Source organism: Lysinibacillus sp. NPDC093197 (assembly GCF_044754025.1).
Lineage (GTDB): Bacteria > Bacillota > Bacilli > Bacillales_A > Planococcaceae > Lysinibacillus.
The window spans coordinates 154575-179477 of sequence record NZ_JBIVOH010000006.1; the positions used below are offsets into that span (position 1 = coordinate 154575).

At 37.6% G+C, this 24903-nt stretch carries 21 protein-coding genes; 4 read left to right on the forward strand and 17 right to left on the reverse strand.

Annotated features, from left to right (window positions below):
- Window positions 1-59 precede the first annotated feature (59 nt).
- The gene (locus ACIP9G_RS16415) at window positions 60-2216 is read left to right on the forward strand and encodes a cell division protein FtsA (protein WP_401020758.1); all 2157 of its coding nucleotides are present in this window, start codon (window positions 60-62) and stop codon (window positions 2214-2216) included.
- A gap of 208 nt (window positions 2217-2424) precedes the next feature.
- Here the strand turns inward: ACIP9G_RS16415 and ACIP9G_RS16420 are convergent, their stop codons facing one another.
- The 9 genes from ACIP9G_RS16420 to ACIP9G_RS16460 all read right to left on the reverse strand — a co-directional run bounded on the left by ACIP9G_RS16420 (window position 2425) and on the right by ACIP9G_RS16460 (window position 12599).
- The gene (locus ACIP9G_RS16420) at window positions 2425-2928 is read right to left on the reverse strand and encodes a YtxH domain-containing protein (RefSeq protein WP_340823008.1); all 504 of its coding nucleotides are present in this window, start codon (window positions 2926-2928) and stop codon (window positions 2425-2427) included.
- Between the two features lie 134 nt (window positions 2929-3062).
- Entirely contained in the window at window positions 3063-3569 is a 507-nt protein-coding gene (locus ACIP9G_RS16425; RefSeq protein ID WP_340823007.1) for a DUF948 domain-containing protein, read from the reverse strand.
- A gap of 116 nt (window positions 3570-3685) precedes the next feature.
- A complete protein-coding gene (murC, locus tag ACIP9G_RS16430; protein WP_173477571.1) occupies window positions 3686-4999 on the reverse strand; it encodes a UDP-N-acetylmuramate--L-alanine ligase in 1314 nt (437 codons plus the stop codon).
- 222 nt (window positions 5000-5221) lie between these two features.
- Window positions 5222-8614: a DNA translocase FtsK gene (locus tag ACIP9G_RS16435; protein ID WP_401020761.1), complete on the reverse strand. Its 3393-nt coding sequence runs from the start codon at window positions 8612-8614 to the stop codon at window positions 5222-5224.
- 206 nt (window positions 8615-8820) lie between these two features.
- On the reverse strand, window positions 8821-9435 hold the full coding sequence (ytpR, locus tag ACIP9G_RS16440) for a YtpR family tRNA-binding protein (RefSeq protein ID WP_340823005.1): 615 nt from the start codon (window positions 9433-9435) through the stop codon (window positions 8821-8823).
- Window positions 9435-10256: a DUF1444 domain-containing protein gene (locus ACIP9G_RS16445; RefSeq protein ID WP_401020763.1), complete on the reverse strand. Its 822-nt coding sequence runs from the start codon at window positions 10254-10256 to the stop codon at window positions 9435-9437. The genes ytpR and ACIP9G_RS16445 overlap by 1 nt, the downstream gene beginning before the upstream one ends.
- Before the next feature lie 73 nt (window positions 10257-10329).
- Window positions 10330-10848, reverse strand: a complete 519-nt coding sequence (locus ACIP9G_RS16450) for a hypothetical protein (protein WP_340823001.1) — start codon at window positions 10846-10848, stop codon at window positions 10330-10332.
- 94 nt (window positions 10849-10942) lie between these two features.
- Window positions 10943-11464, reverse strand: coding sequence for a DUF84 family protein (locus tag ACIP9G_RS16455; protein WP_340822999.1), 522 nt, complete (start codon window positions 11462-11464; stop codon window positions 10943-10945).
- Window positions 11465-11522: 58 nt separating this feature from the next.
- Window positions 11523-12599 (reverse strand): M42 family metallopeptidase, encoded by a 1077-nt coding sequence (locus ACIP9G_RS16460; protein WP_401020767.1) that lies wholly within the window; start codon window positions 12597-12599, stop codon window positions 11523-11525.
- A 166-nt stretch (window positions 12600-12765) separates the two neighbouring features.
- Here ACIP9G_RS16460 and ACIP9G_RS16465 point away from each other — a divergent pair, with 166 nt between their 5' ends.
- Window positions 12766-13080: a hypothetical protein gene (locus ACIP9G_RS16465; protein WP_173477578.1), complete on the forward strand. Its 315-nt coding sequence runs from the start codon at window positions 12766-12768 to the stop codon at window positions 13078-13080.
- A gap of 820 nt (window positions 13081-13900) precedes the next feature.
- On the opposite strand, the gene ACIP9G_RS16470 is transcribed toward ACIP9G_RS16465, so the two are convergent.
- The 8 genes from ACIP9G_RS16470 to pepV form a co-directional block, all read right to left on the reverse strand.
- A complete protein-coding gene (locus ACIP9G_RS16470) occupies window positions 13901-15127 on the reverse strand; it encodes a carboxylate--amine ligase (RefSeq protein WP_401020770.1) in 1227 nt (408 codons plus the stop codon).
- A 100-nt stretch (window positions 15128-15227) separates the two neighbouring features.
- Window positions 15228-16256 (reverse strand): PTS sugar transporter subunit IIC, encoded by a 1029-nt coding sequence (locus ACIP9G_RS16475; RefSeq protein WP_340822993.1) that lies wholly within the window; start codon window positions 16254-16256, stop codon window positions 15228-15230.
- 539 nt (window positions 16257-16795) lie between these two features.
- On the reverse strand, window positions 16796-17659 hold the full coding sequence (locus ACIP9G_RS16480; RefSeq protein WP_401020773.1) for a YtnP family quorum-quenching lactonase: 864 nt from the start codon (window positions 17657-17659) through the stop codon (window positions 16796-16798).
- A gap of 21 nt (window positions 17660-17680) precedes the next feature.
- The gene (gene trmB / locus ACIP9G_RS16485) at window positions 17681-18328 is read right to left on the reverse strand and encodes a tRNA (guanosine(46)-N7)-methyltransferase TrmB (protein WP_340822991.1); all 648 of its coding nucleotides are present in this window, start codon (window positions 18326-18328) and stop codon (window positions 17681-17683) included.
- 77 nt (window positions 18329-18405) lie between these two features.
- The gene (locus ACIP9G_RS16490; protein WP_401020776.1) at window positions 18406-19359 is read right to left on the reverse strand and encodes a diacylglycerol/lipid kinase family protein; all 954 of its coding nucleotides are present in this window, start codon (window positions 19357-19359) and stop codon (window positions 18406-18408) included.
- A gap of 3 nt (window positions 19360-19362) precedes the next feature.
- Window positions 19363-20370 carry a nuclease-related domain-containing protein gene (locus tag ACIP9G_RS16495; protein ID WP_340822989.1) on the reverse strand — a complete coding sequence of 336 codons (1008 nt, stop codon included), beginning with the start codon at window positions 20368-20370 and terminating at the stop codon, window positions 19363-19365.
- Window positions 20371-20570: 200 nt separating this feature from the next.
- Entirely contained in the window at window positions 20571-21425 is an 855-nt protein-coding gene (gene dat / locus ACIP9G_RS16500) for a D-amino-acid transaminase (protein WP_401020778.1), read from the reverse strand.
- 177 nt (window positions 21426-21602) lie between these two features.
- Window positions 21603-23006 carry a dipeptidase PepV gene (pepV, locus tag ACIP9G_RS16505; protein ID WP_401020780.1) on the reverse strand — a complete coding sequence of 468 codons (1404 nt, stop codon included), beginning with the start codon at window positions 23004-23006 and terminating at the stop codon, window positions 21603-21605.
- 358 nt (window positions 23007-23364) lie between these two features.
- Here pepV and ACIP9G_RS16510 point away from each other — a divergent pair, with 358 nt between their 5' ends.
- Window positions 23365-23586 carry a DeoR family transcriptional regulator gene (locus ACIP9G_RS16510; RefSeq protein WP_025220342.1) on the forward strand — a complete coding sequence of 74 codons (222 nt, stop codon included), beginning with the start codon at window positions 23365-23367 and terminating at the stop codon, window positions 23584-23586.
- Between the two features lie 138 nt (window positions 23587-23724).
- Entirely contained in the window at window positions 23725-24897 is a 1173-nt protein-coding gene (locus ACIP9G_RS16515; protein ID WP_340822979.1) for an MDR family MFS transporter, read from the forward strand.
- The last annotated feature ends 6 nt before the right edge of the window (window positions 24898-24903 follow it).

The following is a 24903-nucleotide window of genomic DNA, read 5'->3' on the forward strand; positions in this document are numbered from 1 at the left end:
ATTTAGCGCTTCAACTCGCTAAATTATTTTGAGTTATTTCAAGGAAGGAAGCGATTACATTGAGTTCAAAATTATTTGCACTTGATATCGGTACACGTTCTGTTGTTGGCATTATTTTAGAGGAAGATAATGATCATTTTCATGTACAAGATATTTTAGTAAAAGAACACAAAGAACGGGCCATGGTAGATGGTCAAATACATAATGTCATGTATGTGGCTGAATTAATTAATGAAATTAAACAAGAGCTCGAAGACAAGCATGGGCCCTTATCAAAAGTAAGTGTCGCTGCTGCAGGTCGTTCATTAAAAACAGAGCAGGCAAGCGTGACCATTAATATTCGTAACCGCCCCATATTCACTGAAGAAGATATTAGCCGTTTAGAATTGCAGGCAGTTCAACAGGCACAGCAACAGCTCCTACAGCATAAAGAGGATGCCAAAACGAGTCACTATTATTGCGTTGGCTATTCTGTTCTTTATTATCGTTTAGATGGTGAAGAAATTGGTAGCCTTCTTGATCAGCAAGGTGACGAAGCACAAATAGAAGTCATTGCAACTTTCCTTCCACGTGTTGTAGTTGAATCCCTTATCGCTGCCTTAAAACGTGCAAATTTAGAAATGGGTGCTCTAACACTAGAGCCTATTGCTGCAATCAATGTTCTAATACCACCTACAATGCGCCGTCTAAATGTTGCACTTGTCGATATTGGAGCTGGTACGTCAGATATTGCCATTACCGATAAAAGTACAGTAGTTGCATACGGTATGGTGCCAACAGCAGGTGATGAAATTACAGAGGCGCTCAGCGACCATTATTTACTTGATTTCCCAGTGGCTGAAGAAGCAAAACGTCAACTGCACTGTGCTGAGGAAATTTTAATACAAGATATTTTAGGCTTTGACCAATACTATCCAAAAGCAGAAGTACTTACAGCCATTGAGCCTGCTGTTAAACAACTTGCGAAGGCTATTGGAGAAGAAATATTGCGCCTTAATAATCGGACTGCCCCAAAAGCTGTAATGCTCGTTGGTGGTGGTAGTTTAACACCTAATCTTACAACGGAGATTGGCTTAGTACTGGATTTACCAGCAAACCGAATTGCCGTACGCGGTGTCGATGCCATTCAAAATTTAACAAAGGAAGAGCATATTAAAGCATCTCCTGAGCTAGTAACACCCATTGGCATCGCAATTGCTGCAAAGAAAATGCCGATACAATATATGAGCTTAACAGTAAATGAACAAATTGTACGTCTTTTTGAATTAAAAGAAATGACAGTTGGAGATGCATTTTTAGCTGCCAATATTCGGGCTAAACAATTATATGGCAAGCCAGGTCATGGATTATCTATTAGTGTTAACGGACAAGATATTTTCATACCTGGAGGTCACGGTCAACCAGCAAAAATTTTAGTAAATGGTCAACAAGCCTCTACAAAAACAATTATTAAAACAGGCGATGCCATTCAGTTAATAGAAGGTCAAGACGGTCATCCAGCCACTGCTACAATAAAAGATATTGTGGATCAAGCGGTAACTAAAACAGTAACAATTCAAGAAACAAAGTATGTTATCGAACCAAAAATTACTGTCAATGGTTCCCCTGTATCAATGGATACTATGTTAAACGATCGTGATATTATCGCGTTTGAAATAGCTGAAACGGTAGAGGATATATTTAAATCTACTAACAATAATAATTTGTTAAAGCAATTCGAATCTTTTGTTGTTTATGTAGATGGAAAGCCATTATATTTACCAGCTTGTTCCGCACAACTACTCATTAACGGTAAACCTGGTAAACTGTCATTTGCTGTTCAACATAACGATATCATTACCTTTTCGCAACCGTCGTTACCAACTGTACAGCGAATAGCTGACCATATGAATGTTTTACTTGAGGATAAAATCATCATACATTTCCAACAGGAGCTATTAGAGCTGAAAAAAACAACGAATGAAATGGTTGTTAACCAGGCAGTTGTTTCACCACTCTCAACCGTTCCCAACGGTGCGACAATTGCCATTCATGAAAAAGATCGAAGTCCTTGGATTTACCAGGATGTTTTCCGCTTTTCAAATTGGCAACTACCTACAACATTTAAAGGGAATTTTACGATTCTGCGTAATGGGCAACTCGCAACATTTGATACAGAAATCTTCGGTGGCGACCAACTTGAAATAGTGCTTGAAGACGCACCTTTATCATTATAAAAAGGTATTTCGCTAGTTGTTGGTTGCGAAGGCGGTAACCTCCTGCTCAGAACGTACATAGCGTAAGACGCAAGCATTCCGAGGGTTGTAGCTTACAATGTAATGTGCACACGGAAAGCAATTGTCGTAAAACAACGGCATAGAAAAAAAGTGTTAGATTGATTGCAATCAATCTAACACTTTTTCTTTTAGTTACAGCTTTTTTACTTTAAGCACGAACCTCTTGTGCTTTATCTTCATCAGTTTGTTCTGTTTTTTCTGGAACTTCTTCTTGTTCTGATTTAGCATCATCAATAAAGTCCTCAAGCGGCTCTTCCCCTTCGAAAGAGACAGTGCCATCATCAAAAACAGTTGGTGCTTTTGCAGTCTTAAGCGTCTTAACTTTTTCTACCAATTGCGAAGATTGCTCTTGAATTTGTTTAGATAATTGCACTGTTTTATCCTTAGCTGTTGATGATAAATCAGCACTTTTATCTTTTAAATTAACAGCTTGCACTGCCACATCACTACGTAAATCTTTCCCTGATTTCGGAGCTAATAGTAAACCTGCAGCTGCACCCACTATACCCCCAACTAAAGCGCCAATGACGAAATCTTTCATATTTACACGCTCCTCTTCATAGATCGAATCCTGCGAATTATAAAGCTGTGGCAATGTACTTTCTAGTTGTTGTTCTTTCACTTCGTTAAAGTTTGGCTTTTGTGTAGTCATGGACAATTCCTCCCATTTTATAATCTAATGCGCCTAGACGTATGTATTTCCACTTGTACGTGTCATACAATAAAAATTGCCTAAGGCTTTATTTATATTCAGCTGGCATAAAGAAAGCACCTGCTAAATAATAATTATTTTTTGCGACCCCATTTTCTTTTCGGCTTGTCCGCCTGAACTTCCTCAAAACTATATACGTCCTCAGGCATTATCCCTGGTGCCTGCTCAATCACTTTACGCTTCTTCCATTTATCTGCAATGCCCATTGCGACATTACTCCATTGAACAACTTGCGCAATTTTTTCTTCATTCTGTTCAACACTTTTTGAAATCGATGACGTGATTTGCTGTACTGAAGCATTTAAACCATTTACAGAGTCACCCATTCCTTTCACCGCATGAACAACAGTATTTAACTGTTCAGATTTTTGTTGAATATCCTCGGCTAAGCTATTTGTTTTAATTAACAAAGAAGTCGTTTCGCGTGTAATCCCTTCCATTTGTTTCTCAATGCCTGCTAATGTGCCAGATAAACTGTTAAGAATTGACTTGAGTGAAAATAACGTCATACCGACGCTCACACATAAAAATAAAAAACCGATCGCTGCTATTATTGCTGCAATATACAAAATGACTTCCATAAATAGACCTCCTGCTAGTAATAATTTCTCTCTGTATACTATTACTTACCTTATCTTCGACAAATAAAACTTAAATCCTTCTCATATTTTAGAAAAAACAGCTTATTCCTTGCGGATTAAGCTGTTTCGTTGCTTTTAAGTACATCTTCAAAGGCATCTTGGAACTTGTGAACATCGCCAGCACCCATAAATAAAAATACTGCATCTTTATGCTTTGTTAACACATCAATACCTTCTGTAGTAATTACAGCGCTTCCGTCAATAAGAGAAGCTAAATCTTGAATTGAAAGTGCACCTTGTGTTTCCCTTGCAGAACCAAATATATCGCATAAGTATGCTGTATCAGCCAGACTAAGGCTGTCTGCAAAGTCCTGTAAAAACGCTTGGGTACGCGTGAATGTATGAGGCTGGAATATCGCTACTAATTCACGTTCAGGATATTTTTGTCTAGCCGATTGAATCGTTGCACGAATTTCTGTTGGATGGTGCGCATAATCATCGATTAAAACATGATCCCCAATATTCGATTCTGTGAAACGTCTTTTTACACCTTTATACGTATTTAAACGTTCTTGAATAATTTCAGATGAAATACCCTCATATTGGCAAAGTGTAATAACAGCTAATGTATTCAACACTGCATGGTCGCCAAATAATGGGATAAAGAAAGTACTATAAAATTCATTGCGCACAAAAACATCAAATGTTGTGCCTTCAGTTGTTTTTTCAACATTACGTGCCTCAAAGTCATTTTCAGCTCCAAACCCGTAATAAACAACAGGTACTTTCGCTTGAATACGTTGTAAATGTTCATCATCGCCACATGCGATAATCGCCTTTTTCACTTGTAATGCAAGTGATTGGAAGGCTGCATACACATCTTCAATATTCGCAAAGTAATCTGGATGGTCAAAATCAATATTTGTCATCACCGCATAATCAGGATTATACGCTAAAAAGTGTCGACGATATTCACACGCTTCCATCACAAAGAAGTTAGCATTTTCATGGCCTGCACCTGTACCATCCCCGATTAAATAAGAAGTTGGTTTATAGCCGCCTACAACATGTGCCATTAAGCCGGTTGTAGAAGTTTTACCATGTGCGCCAGTAATGGCAATCGATGTGTAATTGCCAATATACTCACCAAGAAATTTGTGATAACGAATAATTTCAACACCGATTTCTCGTGCTCGAACTAATTCAGGATGGTCATCAGGAAAAGCATTCCCTGCAATTACTGTCATACCTTCTTTAATATTATCCGCATTAAATGTGAAAATTGGAATATTTCGTTCACGCAACGGCTGTTCCGTAAAGAAATATTTATCAATATCTGAGCCCTGTACTTGTTCACCAGCATCAAATAAGATTTGTGCAAGCGAACTCATGCCAGAACCTTTAATGCCTGTGAAATGAAAAACTGTCATTAATTAAACCCCCCGGGAAATACAAAATCCCATCTATCATCTATTAGGTGTATCGTATTTTGCACTAGGTATTAATACCTTTACACGTACAGAAAAATACGTACTATGTTAAAACATCTTGTCTATTATAGCACTATTTATGCACAAGGATAAATGTGCAACTTTTCTAAAAAAACTAATTTTGACGAAAGTCAGATAATCTTTACGAAAACAATGCAATTCTTATTCAAACATAGCAATTAAATCTTGCTCGGTAATATAGCTTTCACGTGGTTTACTGCCTCTTGCCTCCGACACAAAACCATGCGATTCCAACATATCAATTAATCGTGCAGCACGATTATACCCAATATGATACTTCCGTTGAATAAGAGATGTAGAGGCCCCACCTTGCTCATATACAAAACGGCAAACATCCTCAAACAGATCATCTTGCTCTGCCGAAACTTCTGATTTCTTTAAAAGTTCTTCTTGGTCGAATATATAATCTGGTTCGCCTTGCTCACGAACATGATCGATAATCGATTCGATTTCGTCATCTGTAACAAACGTCCCTTGCAAACGTACTGGTGCAGACATGCCATTACCTAAATATAGCATATCGCCTCGTCCCAATAATCGCTCCGCTCCTTGCCCATCTAATATTGTACGCGAATCGATTTGTGAAGATACCGCAAAGGCAATTCGTGTAGGGATATTGGATTTAATAAGACCTGTAATAACATCTACAGAAGGTCTTTGTGTTGCAACAATTAAATGTATACCACAAGCACGTGCCTTTTGAGCAATACGACAAATCGCTTCCTCGACATCAGCAGGCGACATCATCATTAAATCTGCTAACTCATCAATGACAATTAAAATATACGGTAATTTTAAACTATGCTCATTATTTTTATCTGCTAAAGCATTATAACGTGTAATATCACGTGCACCTGCATGAGCAAATAACTGATAACGTCGTTCCATTTCCTCTACGGCCCATTTTAACGCTGCTGTAGCAGCCTTAACATCCGTAATGACCGGACTGACTAAATGAGGAATATGATTGAACGGAGCAAGCTCTACCATTTTTGGATCAATCAGCATTAGTTTTAATTCATGTGGTGCAGCTTTATACAATAAACTAACCAAAATAGAATTGATACAAACAGACTTACCTGAACCAGTCGCCCCGGCAATTAAGCCATGTGGCATTTTACGTAAATCAATCGTCACAGGCTTCCCTGTTAAGTCTAGACCTAATGCAGCTTCTAGTGGTGAATCGGAGTCGAGGAAAGAAGCGCTATTTGTCACTTCCGATAAACGAACAGCACGAGATACTCGGTTAGGAATTTCTATTCCGATAGAGCTTTTTCCTGGAATCGGTGCTTGAATTCGAATGTCCTTTGCAGCTAAAGCAAGTTTCAAATCATCTGCTAAGTTACGAATTTTACTTACCTTCGTACCATGACTTACTGTAATTTCAAATTGAGTTACCGCTGGACCTTGCATAATCGATTCAATTTGTGCTGACACTTGGAAATAAGATAGTGCTTCAACTAGTGTGTCCCCTTGTTGCTCCATCCACTCTGTATCTTGTGTTTTTTCCTCAGGCGGCTCTAAAAATTCATCCGTTGGTTTTTGGTAAACATGAATAGGCTTTGGAGGACTAACTTCATTTTCTATAGCTTCAACATCAGAAATGACCAATGTATCAGTAAGATTCCCCTCGACTATTTCAGATTCTTCAATGCTTTGAATTGCTATGGTTTCTTCTGTTTGCTCGGCAAGTACAACATCATTTTTCACAGACGCTGGGTTTGTATTTTCTTCGATTAGCTCAGCTTCTATTATTGGATTTTCTGCTTGTAGTAAAGCATTTTCTTCAATCATTATTGCTGGCTTATTTTCAATCGTTCCAGCTTCAATCACTGGAGTTTCTTCTTGTGGCAGAACATTTTCTACAAACATCATTGGTGCTGATTCTTCTTCAATTGAATCAACTTCAATACCTGGAGTTTCTTCTTGTGGTAAAACATTATCTACAAACGTTGTTGCTGCAATTTCTTCCATTACCTCAGCTTCAATCGCTATATTTTCTTTAGTTGGCACATGTGTCATTGTTGCTACAGGTGACATCGTAATGACAGAAATATTTTCTGTCTCTGCCTCTCTCGGTGATGGCTCTTGATTCGATTGCTCTACTTCAACAATAGGTTCATGTGAAGGTGTTGATTTGTCTTCTGACAACGCTACAGCTTCATAATTATCGCGAATAAACGCACTCTCCATTTGCTTTTCTTCTGTAGTTGTTTTTGATATCGATTTTAATTGCTGTGAAATTCGCCATTTCTCTTTATCTGTTTTTAACATTAAAACATTAAATGGAATGCGACTCTTTTCTTGCTTTACAGATGGTTCCTCTACTATTTCTTGATTGACCTCTTCATTAGTTGGCTGGACTACTGTCACTTCTCCTATATGAATCGTAGAATTCTCAATTTGTAATTGTTCCACAACTACTTCTTTCACATGAATTTCAGACTGATCAGCAGAAAGTTGCTCGACAGCAAGTTCTTGCTGTACCGCTTCCTTAATTTGCTCTTCAAAATTCACTGCAAATGATGTCGTTTGTGGTACAGGTAGCTCCAAATTATCGTCATCTGTTATTTGATTTTGCTCATCAGCTACAACTTCCTCAAATGTAATCGGTTGCTTCGATGGCGCTTCCATATATACTTCATCCATTGATTGGCTTTGCTCAGCTACTTCAACTTCTTCAAATGTAATAAGCTGCTTTGAAGGTTCTTCCGTATTCACTTCATCCGTTGATTGGCTTTGCTCAGTTGCTTCAATTTCCTCAGTTGCACGTGGTTGCTTTGATGGCGCTTCGTTAGAGCGAGGTATCTCAAGCAATTCACGGACATCAATGGAGGCTTTGATAGGCTCTTTTTCTTCTAGTATATTTTCAATAGGCTCGTTTGTTGTCGCTTCTTTTGCAAACTTAGCCACAGAAGGCATTTCGGCTTCCTGTTCTTCCTTCCGTTTATTTAATAACTGCTCAATTGGGCTTGGTTTTGCAAAGCCATAAACTGGTGAAGGGACATCCGTTGGCACAAAGCGTTTTCGATTCTGTTGTAAAATATCCTCTACTTTACTTTCCTGTTTCACAATTGGCTCTTTTTGAACAGGTTTAGCTTCAACTTGTGCATCGCGAAAAACCATACTTGCTTTAGTTGGATATTCTTGCTGTTGCTTAGGCTGACTTCGTGTAGTCGTCGTTCTGCCAGTTCGCTTCGAACGATTTTCTAATAATTCACGAATACCAGATACCTCTATATCGTAAACACGAGAATCTGCCATTTTATGATTTAAATGTTTTGGTAATGTTAAATCTTCAATTTGTCCATATGAGTCATCCATTTGATCATATACGTCTCTTGATTGTGAAGCTTGAGGCATATCTTCTTTATCATCGATTAAAGGGAATCGGAAAGTTTTTTGTCTCGTATCCGATGTTTCATTTAACGGCTGTTGGTGATCCGGTTGTTCTTCATACTCCTCATAATATTCATCATATTCGTATTCATCTCTATTTAAAATTTTTTCAATTTTCTTTTTAAACCAATTCACGTTGTTTCACTCATTTCTCTTACACTTCATTTATAGCATTGTTTTAGTTTTCAATAATTGACTAATAAAACTAAGTTCAATGTCCACATAAAAAAGCATACCATAAAAATGATATAGAAACTTGTATTTATAGGCCCGACCTAGACAAAAAATCGTTATACCACCAGCTATTTGGTAGTCTAACGATTCTTTTACAATTTATATAATTATCGAGTTGGTGTTTCAAACGCGCTGCCTACTACTGCATCCTCAGGTAAAACTAAAATACCTTTTTCAGATGGAGCATTAGGAATAGCTAATTCACGCGCTGAGCATAACATGCCAAATGAATCAACACCACGTAAATTCCCTTCTTTAATAAGCATTCCTGAAGGCATTACAGCGCCAATTTTAGCAACAACTACTTTTTGACCAGCATCAACATTCGGTGCACCACATACAATTTGAAGTGTTTGTTCACCTACATTTACAGTACAAATATTTAATTTATCAGCATTTGGATGCTTTTCTTTTGTTTCTACGTAGCCTACAACGAATTTTGGTGTGAAATCTACATCAAGGCTAATCGCAGCGCCATTACTTTCAATAGCGGCTTCAAGTTGTGCTACAAACTCTGGTGTAAGCTCAACATTCCCTCTCGCCTCTACTTGAACATACTTGCTCGCATTAAATAAGTTAAATGCTTTTACTTCCCCTGTTTGTGCTTCTTTTAAAATGGCAATATCCCCAGCGCGTACTAATTCTGTTTTTACAATCGCCTCTGTTGCCAACTGTACTAATAATACGTCTCCTACATGCTCTTTGTTGTAAAATACATTCATTATTTTTCTTGCTCCTTTTTTACTCTGTTTTTTGCTAGTATAAAGATTGGTTCAAGCTCCCCATCTTCATAAATAAATGATAATGACGTAATCGGTACTGTCCCTACCGCAAAGAAATGCATCGTCATCTGTGCTAATACATCATACCCTGTTTCATTACGAATATCACCTAGTATTAACACATCTTGATGAGGTACAGATACAGTCATATCCCCTTCAATTTTTGCTTTCATTTCTTTTAAAAAGTTTTCGTTTAAAATACGACTGGCATCATAGCCATCATTTGCATTAACAAAATAAAAGACATTTCCTGCTACTTCATCTTTTTTATAGACAGTTGGTAGCTGCTTGACAGAAAATCGTGCCATCTCTCGTATTTGTTCCACTGTTAATTTTAGTTCTTCTAACATCGATTCATCAATAAAGCGATACGTTTTTCCCAAATCAAGCGCATAGAAAATACGAGTTTCTGCAGTATGCTCTGTAGTGATAAATGCATGTCCTTCTTTTGAAGCTTTCGGATACGATGTTGCACGAATAACCGGATAAATTTGCCCTGATTCTTTGAAGCCTCGCTCTTGCTCCTGCTCCATCGCCAAAAAAGTTTGCTCAATCGTATAAACAACTTCTTCAACAGCTGCCTCTTGCTTTTTATTATATTTTGCTAAAATACCTGGTAAAGAGAGCTCCATCCCTTTGCCTATTTTTTTATGATTCAAGCGTAGTTTATCTTGCTTTTTGTCAAATTGAAAATCAAATTTTTGCTCACTTAACTGCTTTTTTAATAGGGACACAAGTTGCTCTGATTTTATTTGTTTCAATTAGCTCACGTCCTTTCTTCATAATGAAACGGCTCACATAATTTTGTGAACCGCTTTGGTCAAAACTATGCAATTATTTAATCTTAACCGAATGAACGATTTTCGTCATCTCATGAAGATTATTTTCAATATTTTTCACTTGTGAAATGGTTGTCATCTTTACGCCACCACAGCTTACAATTAACTCAAATTCATCTTTATTATCCGTTTTAGAAACAGCAGCAAAACCGAAAATACCATCCTTTTCATAGGTAGTTTCATTGATGACTTTTTTAGAGCTATCTTCTTTTAGTAAATTATAATAGAGTTTACTATTGGCTTTTTCACGATCATTGATAAAAAGAATATAAGAATCCATTCCTTTTGATATTAAAATATTATAGGCATCTGAACTATCATCAATTTTAAATTTTGACGGTAAAAACAATTGTACATGACCAATTTTGTCGGTATATGCTTCTGGCTCTTCTGCAAATACCGTTTCCGTTATTTGAAGTCCACTAGCAATTTGTTCATCAACCGATTGATTACAGCCAGAAAGCCCCAATAGTAAAAGCATTAATCCTAGTGCTTGTAGCCATACACGAGACATTTCTATCTTCCTTTCATTGCTAACTTTTTTCTATTTTAAAAAAATTCTACATAAGTTGCAACATCACTGCTCCATTCTCACTAGTTCAAAGACACTATTTTTGCGCTAATGTGAACAAATATTGTCCAATAAGCAGCGAGACAATATGCTCAAACATCGTCTGACGAGTCACAATTCCTTGCGTAAAAATACCTACCGCCCCTGCTCCTTGACGAATATCTAATCGCTGAGTGTATTGTTCCATTATCGGACCCAGCTCCTTGCCTGCTCTTATTTCCTGGGCAATTTCTTCTGGCAATATAATTTGTGCACCTGCAGCTGTATATGTAGTACCATCAGCTAATGTAAGAGCTCCCCAGTTACAGACGTACATATCACCATCTATTTCCGTAACGCCACCTTCTAGTCCAAAAGAAAGCATTGCACCCGTAGCAATCGATGTATTTTTTGCACGATTGATCGCACCAAGTCTTGTTTCTTCCGTAGTTATTGGTTGATTGGAAACTTGTGATGGTGCCTTAAAATATGTAAAAGTTACTTTTTCAAAATATTGATTAACAATTGCTTGAACTGACTGGATTTTCGCTTTATTCGTTGTCCCAATCGCTATTTCCATTATAATCCCTCTTTCTTTGCATAGAAAAAGATGCCCTAATAGGCACCTTTTCTTTTACTTATACATTAGCGCGAATCGTTTCTAATGTCGAACGATCAGCTTTTTTCACTAATTCTACGATTAGTGCTTTAGCCGCAGCATAATCATCAATATGAATGATAGAAGCTGATGTATGGATATAACGTGAGCAAACACCAATTACAGCACTTGGTATACCGTCATTAGATGTATGTACACGGCCAGCATCTGTGCCACCTTGTGATACAAAATACTGATAAGGAATATGATTAGATTCTGCCGTATCTAACACGAACTCACGCATACCACGATGTGTTACCATTGTACGGTCAAGAATTCGTAATAATGTCCCTTTACCTAGTTGACCAAATTGATTTTTATCTCCAGACATATCATTGGCTGGCGATGCATCTAAAGCGAAAAATAAATCTGGCTTTATCATATTAGCTGATACTTGAGCACCACGAAGTCCAACCTCTTCCATTACATTTGCGCCTGAATATAAATGAGAAGCTAATTTTTCATCTTTTACTTCTTTCATTAATTCAATTGCAAGTCCACAGCCATAACGGTTATCCCATGCTTTTGCCATAATTTTTTTCGGGTTTGCCATCGGTGTGAATGAACATACTGGAATGATTGACTGTCCTGGACGAACGCCAAGTGCAATAGCATCCTCTTTGTTGTCTGCACCAACATCAATTAGCATATTTTTAATTTCCATTGGCTTTGCACGTTCAGCATCTGTTAGTAAATGCGGTGGAATAGACGAGATAACACCTGGAATTGCACCATTTTTCGTGTACACTTCTACACGTTGTGCTAGCATAACTTGGTTCCACCAGCCACCTAGTGTTTGAAAACGAATTAATCCATTATCAGTAATCGATGTAACCATGAAAGCCACTTCGTCCATGTGGCCAGCTACTAGAATTTTAGGGGCATCTGATACTGCACTATGCTTTACACCAAAAATACCACCTAAATGATCTTGAATTACCTCATCTGAGTACTTCTGTAGCTCAGTTCGCATAAATGCACGCACCGCATGCTCATTGCCTGGAGCGCCAGGTAATTCAGTTAATGTTTTAAATAATTGTAATGTTTCCTCATTCATGATGACTCTCTCCCCACGAAGTAGAATTTTCTTCCTTGCTTATTGTATCATAATTATTTCAGAAGTCGAAATATTGATACATTTCTTGAAAGTCCTTTACAATGAACGTGCTTTCCTTCTTTGTGCTATGCTAAAATAGAGCTATAGGAAAAGGAGGAAATTACCCATGAAATTACGTGATTTTTTAATTGGTGTTGCAACAGGCCTCGCCGCGGCAGTCATTATTAAAGAAGCCAGTGAAAAAGTTTCTCCGTATGTACCCGCAGGACAAGTACTTGAAAACATAAAAAAGGAATTTAAAAAAGATTCGCCAATAGACGGTTCTTGGATTTTTATGAAAACTGACAATTTCACAAACGGATTTATGACTATTCCTGTTTATCGTGGTGGTATTTCACGCATGCACGAAGGTGAAATGCAAACATTCGAGTTCGCTGCAGATGCACGCTCTGGCGTTGTCGTAGAATTGACTGAAGTCTAAACAATACAAGTTAGAATAGCATGTGGACATTATGATGTCTCCACATGCTATTTTTTTATAACTACATAAATTAGCGAAGGACTCGCTACTGGCATGGATTTTCCATTGCTTCGCGGAATTCACTCCTCACTTCGCGGAATTCACTCCTTGCTCCGTGGAATTCACTCCTTGCTCCGCGGAATTACTCCCTTGCTTCGCGGAATTCACCCTTTGCTCCGCGGAATTCACTCCTTGCTCCGCGGAATTCACTCCTTGCTTCGCGGAATTCACTCCTTGCTCCGCGGAATTACTCCCTTGTTTCGCGGAATTCACTCCTTGCTCCGCGGAATTTACTCCTTGCTCCGCGGAATTTACTCCTTGCTCCGCGGAATTCACCCTTTGCTCCGCGGAATTCACTCCTTGCTTCGCGGAATTCACACCTTGCTCCGTGCGTAAACCACGAGGGAGGGTGACAGGCACTCAAACAATTTACTTTGCTAATCATGAATTTTTTGACTGTCCGAGTAAAAATCCACGTAGACTCCTACGGGAACAGCACAGCACGTAAGACGCAACAAACCGCGCGACAGCGAGGGTTGTGGCTTACACTGTGCCCGTGGAAAGCGAAGTGGATTTTTACGATTTAGGTGCCGCTATTTTGTTAGATACCTATGCTAAGTGTCAGGCACTCAAACAATTGGCACTCAAACAATTAATGAGGCTTAGGGTGTGTCCGCAAAATAGCGCCTGCCCGTAGCGAAAATCAATAGCAGGAATCGTTCTTCAAACTTTTCTACAATTTAAAAGGAGGTATATGTGTTATACCTCCTTTTAATAAATCTTATTCTTCTAGACCTTTATTATTAAAATACTTTTTATATTTTCGATAATAATTTAAATTGTTTAGTGTAAGTTTTACCCAACGCTTCGCATTCATGTCCTTATTGAAGTAAAGAGAATTTGTATACTTCCCTTCACGAATCAATTTTTGCGCTTCAAGCTTAAGCTTTTCGTTTGATGCGTATTTAAATAACACGCCTTTCGGAATAATCATCCATAAATGCTTATCCTCTACATATGTTAACGGTTGCTCGATATTTAACATATGGTCATCCGCTACATATTTCATTAAATTATGTCCGCTTGCCGTTACATAATAGCTTGAGCGACCGTTACGTAAATTAATTTCAAATAACTTATATTGTTTATCGCGAATGTCGTATTTCATATCGAAATTAGCAAAGCCTGTATAGCCGATATCCTCTAAAAAGTGGCGTACTTGGTCCATAAGCTCTTTATCGTATGTCGTTACGATTGCTGCATAGCTTCCGATACCTTCTGGCGAATGCTCCTCTAAAATCGGGTTACCTAGGCACATTAGCTTCACTTTTCCGTCTTTTCCAACATAGGCATTTAACACGCGCATATAAGAATCATCACCAGGGATGAATTCTTGAATAATCATTGTATCTTGATAAGTGGAGCTATAAATAGCTTTTAAAATTGCACTTTTTTCCGCTTCATCATGTGCAATGAACACCTTTTTCTTCCCTGGGAATTTACATGCCCAATATTCTACTGAATTCGATGCTTTTATAATTATTGGGTAGTTAAACGGTGGTGTGAAGTTTTCATAGTTTTTCGCTGTCACCGTTGTTGTACCCGGATATTTAAAGTCGTACTTCTCACACATTTTATAGAAATTCTCTTTTAATAAAATTTCATCCATTAATGATTCATCAATATATGGTACTGTAAAATGCTCCTGTAGTGCAGGTTTGTTTTTAATGATGAGCTTTGCATAATCATCGCCACAAGCAAGTAGCAGTAATTTTTTATCAGCATATTGTTTTGCGATTTGAGCAAGTGCTGGTGCAAATACGTCCTGTTCATTTAAACGATCAATTTCTTTAAAATCCAAAATATGGCTATCTTGTGTTGCTGTTAAATGCGAACGTCCTAAAACAAGTGGCTTAATGCCATATGCCTCATAAAATGCTCGTGCCATGCCGTATGCATTCATATCTGATCCTAATAATACTGGTAAAAATGGTTGCTCCGTTACCATAATCTATTTCAACTCTCTTTTGTGTTTTAGTATAGCTTTTAGTGTATCATATTTTCCAAAATGTTCACGAAAAAAAAGCCCCCAAACGGAGACTTTTCAATTATTCATAATGCACCTTATAGTCTTCAGATGTAATCCATTTCAGTTTCATCGAGAAGATTCGTAGTAAGACAACATTTAATAGAATCGGTAGAGCGATAAATAACGTAATTGCTATAGTTAGTGTATAAGGAGTCCAACCAACTAAACTTAAATACTTCAACGGGCCAACAAAGCCTCCTAGACCGAAACCAGCGCTGTACGGTGTACCTACAATTTCAAAGAGCCCTGCTAATGCGCCTAATATTCCCGCAGTAATAATCATCGGAAATGCTATTTTTGGCTTCATGAAAAAATTACGCATTTGAATTTTTGCAGATGCAACATGTGCAATGGCAGTACCAATATTATTAGCCTTATAACTGGCAATACACATACCTACCCCAGATGCACAAACACCGAGATTTGCTGCACCCGCACCGATACCTGATAACATAATTACTGTCGCTACACCTATTGTAGAAATTGGTGAAATAATTAATATTGAGAAAATCATAGCAATGAGCGAGCCCATTACCACTGGCTGTAACGTCGTTAAATGCTCAATAATAAGACCAACATATCCTGAGCCTGTTCGCACATATGGTAAAAGGGCGTTCCCGATTAACCCAGGAACAAACATAGCAAGTGCAGGCATTAATAAAAGTGTAAAGTCTTTCAGCTTATTCCCTAAAAATTGCACAAATAACACAGCTAAAGCTGTCGTAATCCCAATATTAATAACAACACCAATACCGGCAATTGTAATGCCTGCCTCAGAATCAATTGTATATACACCGCTACCGACAAAAGCAGCTAGTCCAACGCTACATGTTTGGACAGGTGTTAATTTAAAGCAAATTCCTGTCATAACCCCAATAATAACTGGCAGTAGACTCATTGCTAATACGGATGTATTTAAAATGATTTCTAACTGCGGCACATAGGGGATTATTAGTTTTAATATCTCACCTACTAATGCATTGGGAATTAAACAAACAACTATCCCCATGCTCATACCAGTCAGTACATTATTGATAAAATTTTTCATTGTATTTCATTTCCCTTCTGTCAATCTAACGCTCTTTGATGTTATCTCAGTATATTAATATTAGATTAATCAGTCAATATGTAATATTCAGAATATTACATGTTAAAATTGGTAAACAGCATATTATACCACCACTAAGAAAGTAGTCGTTTTCAAATAGCTGAATAATGCAAAAAAATATTTTGAAATATTAACAAAAAATCAGACTTTACGCAAACTGCCTTTTCTGTCCGGAAAAGAAAGCGATACTTATTGGTTGGAGCGAAGGGCGGCGACTCCTGCGGGAACAGCACAAAACGTAGGACGTAACTGACCGCGTGCAAGCGAGGGTTGCGGCTTACGGTGTGCCTGACGGAAAACGTCCGCCCGTAGCGGAAATCAAAAGCAGTAGTTACTAATTAAAGAATTTTATTGCGGATGCACGCGTCTTACTCATACGATTTAAAATAAAAAAGACTATAGACTTGCCTCCAAATTGTTGGGGCTTGCCTATAGTCTGTCATGCGGGCTTTAAAAGTGCTTACACATTAAGCCAACATTTAAAATGTAATAACAGCTTGTCTGCTGCGTTCTAACTTATCAACAATTTCCTTGCCAGTCTCATTCCATTTAATCATACGGTAATACGCATCATGGTAGAAAATAAAACTGTAGCCGTTTGCTAAAGCTTCTTTCATAAGACCTTCCTTGGCAAATACACTCGTCATTGGATAATCATCATATGCTAAAACCCATAATGGATTTTGATGTGCATGTGTTGGCATAATATCTGCCATGTGCAACATTACTTCACCATTTTGTGTTAACTTAATAATAGCATGTCCATCACTATGTCCACCTGTGTGAATCATTTCAATGCCAGGAGCAACCTCTAACGTACCTTCATATGTTTCTACTAAATGCTGAACAGGCTCCCAATTTTCTTTCCAATACGTATTCTTAGAGCGAATATTCGGCTCACGCATTTCATCCCATTCAATTTTTGTTACATAAATTTTTGCATTAGGGAATGTAGGGACTAACACTTCATTTTCCCATTGCGTAAGTCCACCTGCATGATCGAAATGTAAATGCGTCATTAATATTGCATCGATATCAGCTGTTGTTAAGCCAAGCTCTTGCAAACTATTAGCTAGAGTCGATTCCTCTGTTACGCCAAAGTTGCGCAATTGCTTCTCATTTAATTTGTTAAAACCAACACCCGTATCAATAATATAGTTTTTCCCATCATATTGAATTAAGATAGGCTCTGTAGGTAATTCGATTTGATTGTTTTCGTTTACTGGATATTTGCGTGACCAAAGTGGTTTTGGTACTACGCCAAACATTGCACCGCCATCAAGGCAAGTGACACCCCCGTTTAGCCATGATAATGACATATTGTGAAACTGTAACTGATCCATCCATACTCCCCCTACTATTTACTATTTTTTAATAAATTGCGATTCTAAACGATAAATCGGCTGTCCTTTTGCAGAAAATTTCTGCTCATATTCTGTCATAACATTATCTTCTGGCATATTTGCATGTAGGTCGAGTGATACATACTTTAATAACATACCATATTCAGACATACTAATTAACGAATACTCAAACAAACCACGGTTATCCGTTTTAAAATGGATTTCCCCATTATCCACTAGAATCGACTCATATAATTTCAAAAAACCCTCGTGCGTTAAGCGACGCTTTGCATGGCGTATTTTCGGCCAAGGATCTGAGAAATTCAAATACACACGGTCTACATCATTTTTTTCAAAAAATTTATATAAATCTGCGCCATTTACTTTTAACAAACGTAAATTCGCTGGAGATTTAGCTTCTAATATATTTTCTAATGCGCAAACGATTACGCTATCATAAAGCTCAATACCGATATAATTGATATTTGGATTTTGGAGGGCCATTCCAGTTACAAATTGACCTTTCCCAGTACCTACTTCAATGTGTAGTGGGTGATCGTTACCAAAAGCAGCTTGCCAATTTCCTTTAAAGTCTTCAGGATTTGGAATAATCACCTCTGGATGATTTGTAATCATTTCCTCTGCCCAAGGCTTATTTCTTAATCTCAATTCTCTTCCTCATTTCTTAATAGTTAAATTATTGATTTTTTATTAGTATAACGTAAAAACGTCACATTCGCATAAAATTATTGCGAAATGACGTTTTTCGGTTTTTCCAATGTTATACATTTCCACGCATGTTGTTGCACTGTACATCGCACAACCGCATCATGCCCAATCGCGCCAATATAATTCCCATCAGTATGACAATCAACGCTATTTGCATGCACAATAATCTCAAATTGTTCACTTTGTAAAAAAGATATTTCTCGAAACTTAGTATGCTTTTCAAAAAAAACAGTGGCGAAAATTAATAGCAGCTTTACTCTTGAAATATTGTGAACAATAGTTAATTCAACTTTGCCATCATCTGCTTTAGACATAGGTGAAATTTTCATACCACCGCCAAAATACGGTTGATTGCTCGTAGCAACAAACCAGACATTTTGAAAGTGAAGCGTTTCATTTTGCGCAAGAACTGTAACATCGAAACAAGTAAAGCGAAATAGCCCTCTAACAACCGCAGCAGCATATGATAGCTTTCCTAGTCCTATTTTATTGAAATAGTATTTAAGACGTGACTTATTTATTTGCCTTGTGACATAGGCATCAAAGCCGATGCCTGCATTATTGACGAACACTTCGTGTTGAATAGCTCCTAGCTGCAGCTTTCCGATATCCATCATAGTAGAAGGCATTTCAGTTTTCACATATGTTTCAATCTGTTTCGCATTTTTAAATGTTTGAAAATAACGTGCAAAATCATTACCAGAGCCTGCACTAACAACGGCAATAACGACTAAATTATTATGTACAATGCCACTAACAACTTCATGAACGGTGCCATCCCCGCCAACTACTATGATTAACTTTTTTGTTTGGTCTTTTTGCACCCATTGCTTAGCAATTTCTTGACCGTGCCCTTCATATTGTGTGAGCACGACTTGATAGTCAATGGTTAAATGCTGCTGTAGTCTATTCCAAACAATTTTACCTTTTCCATTCCCTGCACACTCATTAACAATAAATAATACACGCATTTGTTAGTCCTCAGCTTTTGAAGATGTCTGTTGCCAAATATCACGATTAAACGACGTCGTTTGCACGTTATTTAAAATTGTTTGTGCTGCCCGAATTTGCATATGTTTCATAGGAGAGGAAACATTTTTCAATGATTGCATCCATTCATGATAATTACGACGATCGACTAATCGAACACTAAAAGATGAACCAGGGTAATCAAAATAACCATTACGTGTTAAAATGACCTTGCGAATCGGCATGTCTATTTGGTCTTGCTTAAATAATTGTGTTAAGACAGATTCCATTCTGCTTAAGCTAATCATCGGGTTCAGTATTTTAGAATCCTTTGTTCCAACTTTTTTCACCCAGAAGCGTTCACTGCCACCTACGTACACCGCCTGATTCTCTGCTTCAAGCACAGTAATACAAATACACTCTGTCGGTGACATTAACACAACATCTAACTCGATTGGTGCTTTTCTCACCTGTAAAATCGGATAGTAAAAAACTAAATAGTTATCTGGTAAGTTTTGCAGCAACGTACGTAACAAAGAATCACGCATAAATCGAGGGTCTACATACGATTTTTCTCGCAATGTGGAGCTTGCCCATTTCATTTGAAAATGAAAAAACTGGTCAATAAACATCCGCTTCAGTTCATGGATGGACTGAGGTGCGTAAACAATATTAGGTTCAAATGATAATGTTGTTTCTTCTTCCGGAATTATATCTTCCTCATTAGCAAATTCGTTCGTAATATCTACTTGCTCAATATCTTCTTGTATTTCTTCTTTTTGGCGCCCTGCAAAAATCTTTTTAAATAATGAGAAGCGTTCCTTTTCATCAAATGAATCATTGTCTTTTTCATTCTCAGTATGTTGCCATTCGGTAATATCTTCTCCTAATTCCCATTGACGTTTAATACGCTCCCATTGACTTTTTTTTAAGCGTACAAACTGTGTAGGATATCTAGCTAAATCAATTTGATAACGTGAAATATAATCTTGTATTTTCACTAATTGTGCCATGTTTAGGTCACTCCAATCTTACTGCCCCATATCAACTTTACCTCATTGCGGTTTTTACTAATACCAATTAAAGGCTCTATCCTTTTTATTTTACATGACGTTTCAGGAGAATACATGCATATTTTGTTCTATAAAAAAGAGCTAGCCTAGCAGCTCGGCTATTAACCAAGTTTTAGGTAGCTCTTTTTAATTACTTACTGTTATTTAGCATTGATTGAAAGTGGTAATTTCGCCTCAAATGCTTTTTGTAATTTACGAGTCCATTCTCCAGGTACACCTGCACCAATTTGACGACCATCTACATCAATAACGGGTGTTACTTCAGATGAAACAGATGACACGATAATTTCATCCATTGCTAATAAATCGCCTTTCGTCATAGGCTCTTCAATAACAGGTAAATTAATTTCTGCTGCACATTTCAAAATAACTTGGCGTGTAATACCATTTAAGATGTAGTTATTTGCTGGGTGTGTATAAAGTTTACCGGCTTTAATACCGTAAACATTAGCAGATGAACATTCTGTTACAGTATCACCACGGTGTAAAATTGCTTCATAGCAGCCTTTTTCAGAAGCCTCTTGCTTTGCAAGCACTGCTCCAAGTAAATTTAAAGACTTGATATCACAACGTAACCAGCGAACATCTTCTACCAATGTTGCCTTAACACCTTTTTCAAAATTTTCAATTGAACGCTCACCAGCTTTAACATTACCTGTTAGCACAGCTGGTACACTTGCATCAGGGAAAATGTGGTTACGAGATGTCGTACCACGTGTAATTTGAAAATAAACATGACCTGTTTCTAAGTTATTTTTTTCGATTAAATCATGCAGTAATTTGTGTAAAACGTCTTTTGTATAAGGAATGACAAGACGAATTTTTTCGGCACTAGCATAGAAACGATCAATGTGTTCTTGTGCTGTGAACATATTTCCGTTATAAACTTTAATTACTTCATAAATACCGTCACCAAATTGGTAACCACGGTCTTCTGGTGAAACTGTAATAGATCCTTCTTCAACGATTTGATCATTCCATAATGAGTATGCCATGTTCATACATCCTTTTCATTTTTGAGTTGTTTTTCGCATTTACAAGTGCGGTGTTTCCTATTACACAATAAAGTAAGACTAGAAATAGGAAATCAAAGTACTTATTCAGTGAAGAGCGTTGCACGTAGCGCTTGTCTATCTAAGCGCGTCAAGACATCACTCTCTTGCTGATTACATTTACTTTCCCGCAAGTTCAACAATTGCTTCTGCGTAAATAGCCGCAGCTTTTACTAAATTTTCAATGACAACGAATTCATCCGCACGATGTGCCACATCTGGCTCACCAGGGAATAACATACCGAATGCCACACCCTTTTTCATAACGCGTGCATACGTACCACCACCAGTAGAAAGGAGCGGTGTTTCGTTATCACCTGTTTGACGGCGGTAAACACCGGCTAACGCTTGGATTAATGGGTCATCCTCGCTTACATAATGCGGTTTTGAATCATCTTGAATATCGAGTGAAAATCCTTTATTAGCAGCTAAGCGTTGAGCCTCTGTAATTTTTTCATCAAATGGATAAGTTACAGAGTAGCGCATACTAATTACCATACTGCCACCTTGCGCCACATCATATGTTACAATACCCGGATTTAATGTCGTTTTACCAGACATATCATCCTTAAATTGTAATGCTAATGCGTTGCCATAATGGTCTTGATGGAATACATCTGCGATAAAATCGACAAATTGCTTACTTCCTTCTGTCGTCAACTCTTGCTGTAAAAATGCTGCAAGGTAAACAGCTGCATTGACACCTTTCTCAGGCTCCATTGCGTGAGCTGCTTTTCCTTTGATAGTTATTATATAGTGAGAACCCTCTATTAATAAAGAGCCTTCTAGCTGATTTTTGCTTAAAAATGTTTGAAAATTCTGTTCGAATTGTCCAGATACGAATTGAATTGTCGCTTTTGCGAAATCTGGTACCATATTTGGACGCTTACCAGCATTAAATAGTAGTAGCTGTTCTTTCGTCGCATCCCCAGTTTTATTTTGAGAGAACACAAGCTCAGCGATGCCCTTTTCGGCATTAATGAGTGGGAAGTCTGCATCTGGTGCAAAACCGAATGTTGGCATTTCCTCATTTTTAAAATAATGGTCGACACAGCGGAAGCCTGTTTCTTCATCCGTCCCGATAATCATTCGTACACGTTTGTTTAATTGAATGCCTGCATCTTTCACAAGCTTCATCGCCATCCATGCAGCAACTGTTGGGCCTTTATCGTCAATAGCACCTCTGGCGAATAATTTCCCATCGGCAATAGTGCCACTAAAAGGTGGATACGTCCAATTCGTTTCATCACCTTCAGGCACAACATCAACATGACATAAAATACCGAGCAATTCTTCACCTTGGCCCATTTCAATATGTCCAGCATAATTATCAACATTTTTCGTTTGTAGCTCTTCAGCTTCACCTTTTGCTAACAACCATTCCAGCGCCTTTAACGGTCCATCACCAAACGGCACATCTGCTGTTATCGTTTTTTCATCCAATACACTATTAATTTGCACGAGCTCTTGCAACTCTCTTATTAATTCATCTTGTCTTTCCTTTGCAGCGTGTAACCAATCCATACTATGTACCTCCTCCATTTTATAATAAGATTATTCTACTCTTTACTTAGAAAAATACAATCGTCTTTCTAACTATCATTTACCTATCTTCCCTTTACACTACCACATATAGCATCTTTTACACGAATGTCCACAAAATACAGCCAATTCTTTATGTATATATTGTAAATTTCTATTGCATTCACTAGAAAATTGCTTCGTTTTTCTATATAATAGAGTTATCAGAATTGTTGTTCTGAACATAAAATTAGAAAAGGGGATGTCTAAGGCAGCTATTTAAAAAGCCTCAGTGCACTCCGCACATAGTGTCGTCCGCTAGTCTATGCCAAGTGAATTAAGATGAAGGAGTGGTTCATTTATGAAACCAACTACTGATCGAATGCTTAATCGTATTAAAGACGTGTACATGTTTATTTTAGACAAAGGAACCGTGTCTACACAGGATTTAGTCGAAGAGTTTAGCATCACTCCTCGCACCGTTCAAAGAGATTTGAACGTGTTAGCCTTTAACGATTTGGTGATGAGTCCAAGTCGAGGCAAATGGACAACGACGAGTAAAAAAGTAAAATTGACGTCTTAGTTTTTGCGCACGTTGCGTAAAGCATTTTTGTAAGAAAAAAAGAATGACCTTTCGTCGGGGTCATTCTTTTTTTCTATTTACAGTCTCTTCACAATCCGTTACACTCGAAACATTCTACATGTTGAGAGGAGGATTTTTATGCAACTATCCAAGATGTTCCACCCACTCGTTTGGATTATTTTAGGTGGTACTATATTTACACGTATTGCAAGCTTTATGGCAATGCCTTTTTTAGCTATATATTTACATAACGAAATTGATGCCTCCCCTTTACAAATAGGGCTGACCATTGGTATTGCACCATTAATTTCCACAGTAGGCGGTTTTTTTGGTGGTTACTTAACAGATCGCTTTGGTCGCAAAAGTGTCATTTTACTTACGATACTCGTTTGGAGTATTGTTTTCTTCGGCTTTGCTACAGCACATACGATTTGGTTCTTCGTCGTACTAAATGCGTTGAACGGTTTATGTCGCTCGTTCTTTGAGCCTTCCACACAAGCATTAATGATTGATTTCACTCCGGCAGAAAAACGTAAAAGATTGTTTTCATTGCGCTATACAGCCATTAATATAGCCGCAGTTATAGGGCCTCTTATTGGTGTTTATATAGCACAGTTATCCAGTCCTAGCATTCCGTTTATGCTGACAGGTGCTATGTACATTATTTATGCAATATTTTTATTTTTCGTTTTGAATCGTTATGAAATGCAGCAACAAAAAGCTAAAACACAAACAAAAGTGCTTCAAACCTTTACGATTCTTTTAACAAACAAAGTATTACTGAGCTTTATTTTTGGGGCAATTTTAATAAATATTGGCTACTCCCAATTTGATTCAACACTTCCGCAACTTATTGAGCTTAAAATCGAAGATGGTGCTAAGCTCTATTCTTTACTAATTTCGTTAAATGCGGCGGTTGTACTTTTACTACAATTACCGATTAGTATTTTTTCAGAGCGTTTTTCATCATCAACCATCCTTCTTATTGGTATCCTGTTCTTTGCGGTTGGTTTAACGTTATTTGGCTTATCTACGGGATATCCACTGTTCATTTGTGCAATGGTCATTTTTACGATTGGCGAAATATTTGCTTTCCCAACGATGAATGTTATGATCGATGAAATTGCGCCAGATACACAAAAGGCAACCTATTTAGGCGCATCCCAGTTTAAAAATTTAGGTGGTTTTATTGGTCCTATAATTGGCGGATGGCTTTTAACGCATTATATTGATGCAATGTTTGTTGTAATAGCTGTCCTTGTTTTATGTAGTTCACTGTTCTATCGTTCCAAAACACAAGGTGCTTCCTAACAATGC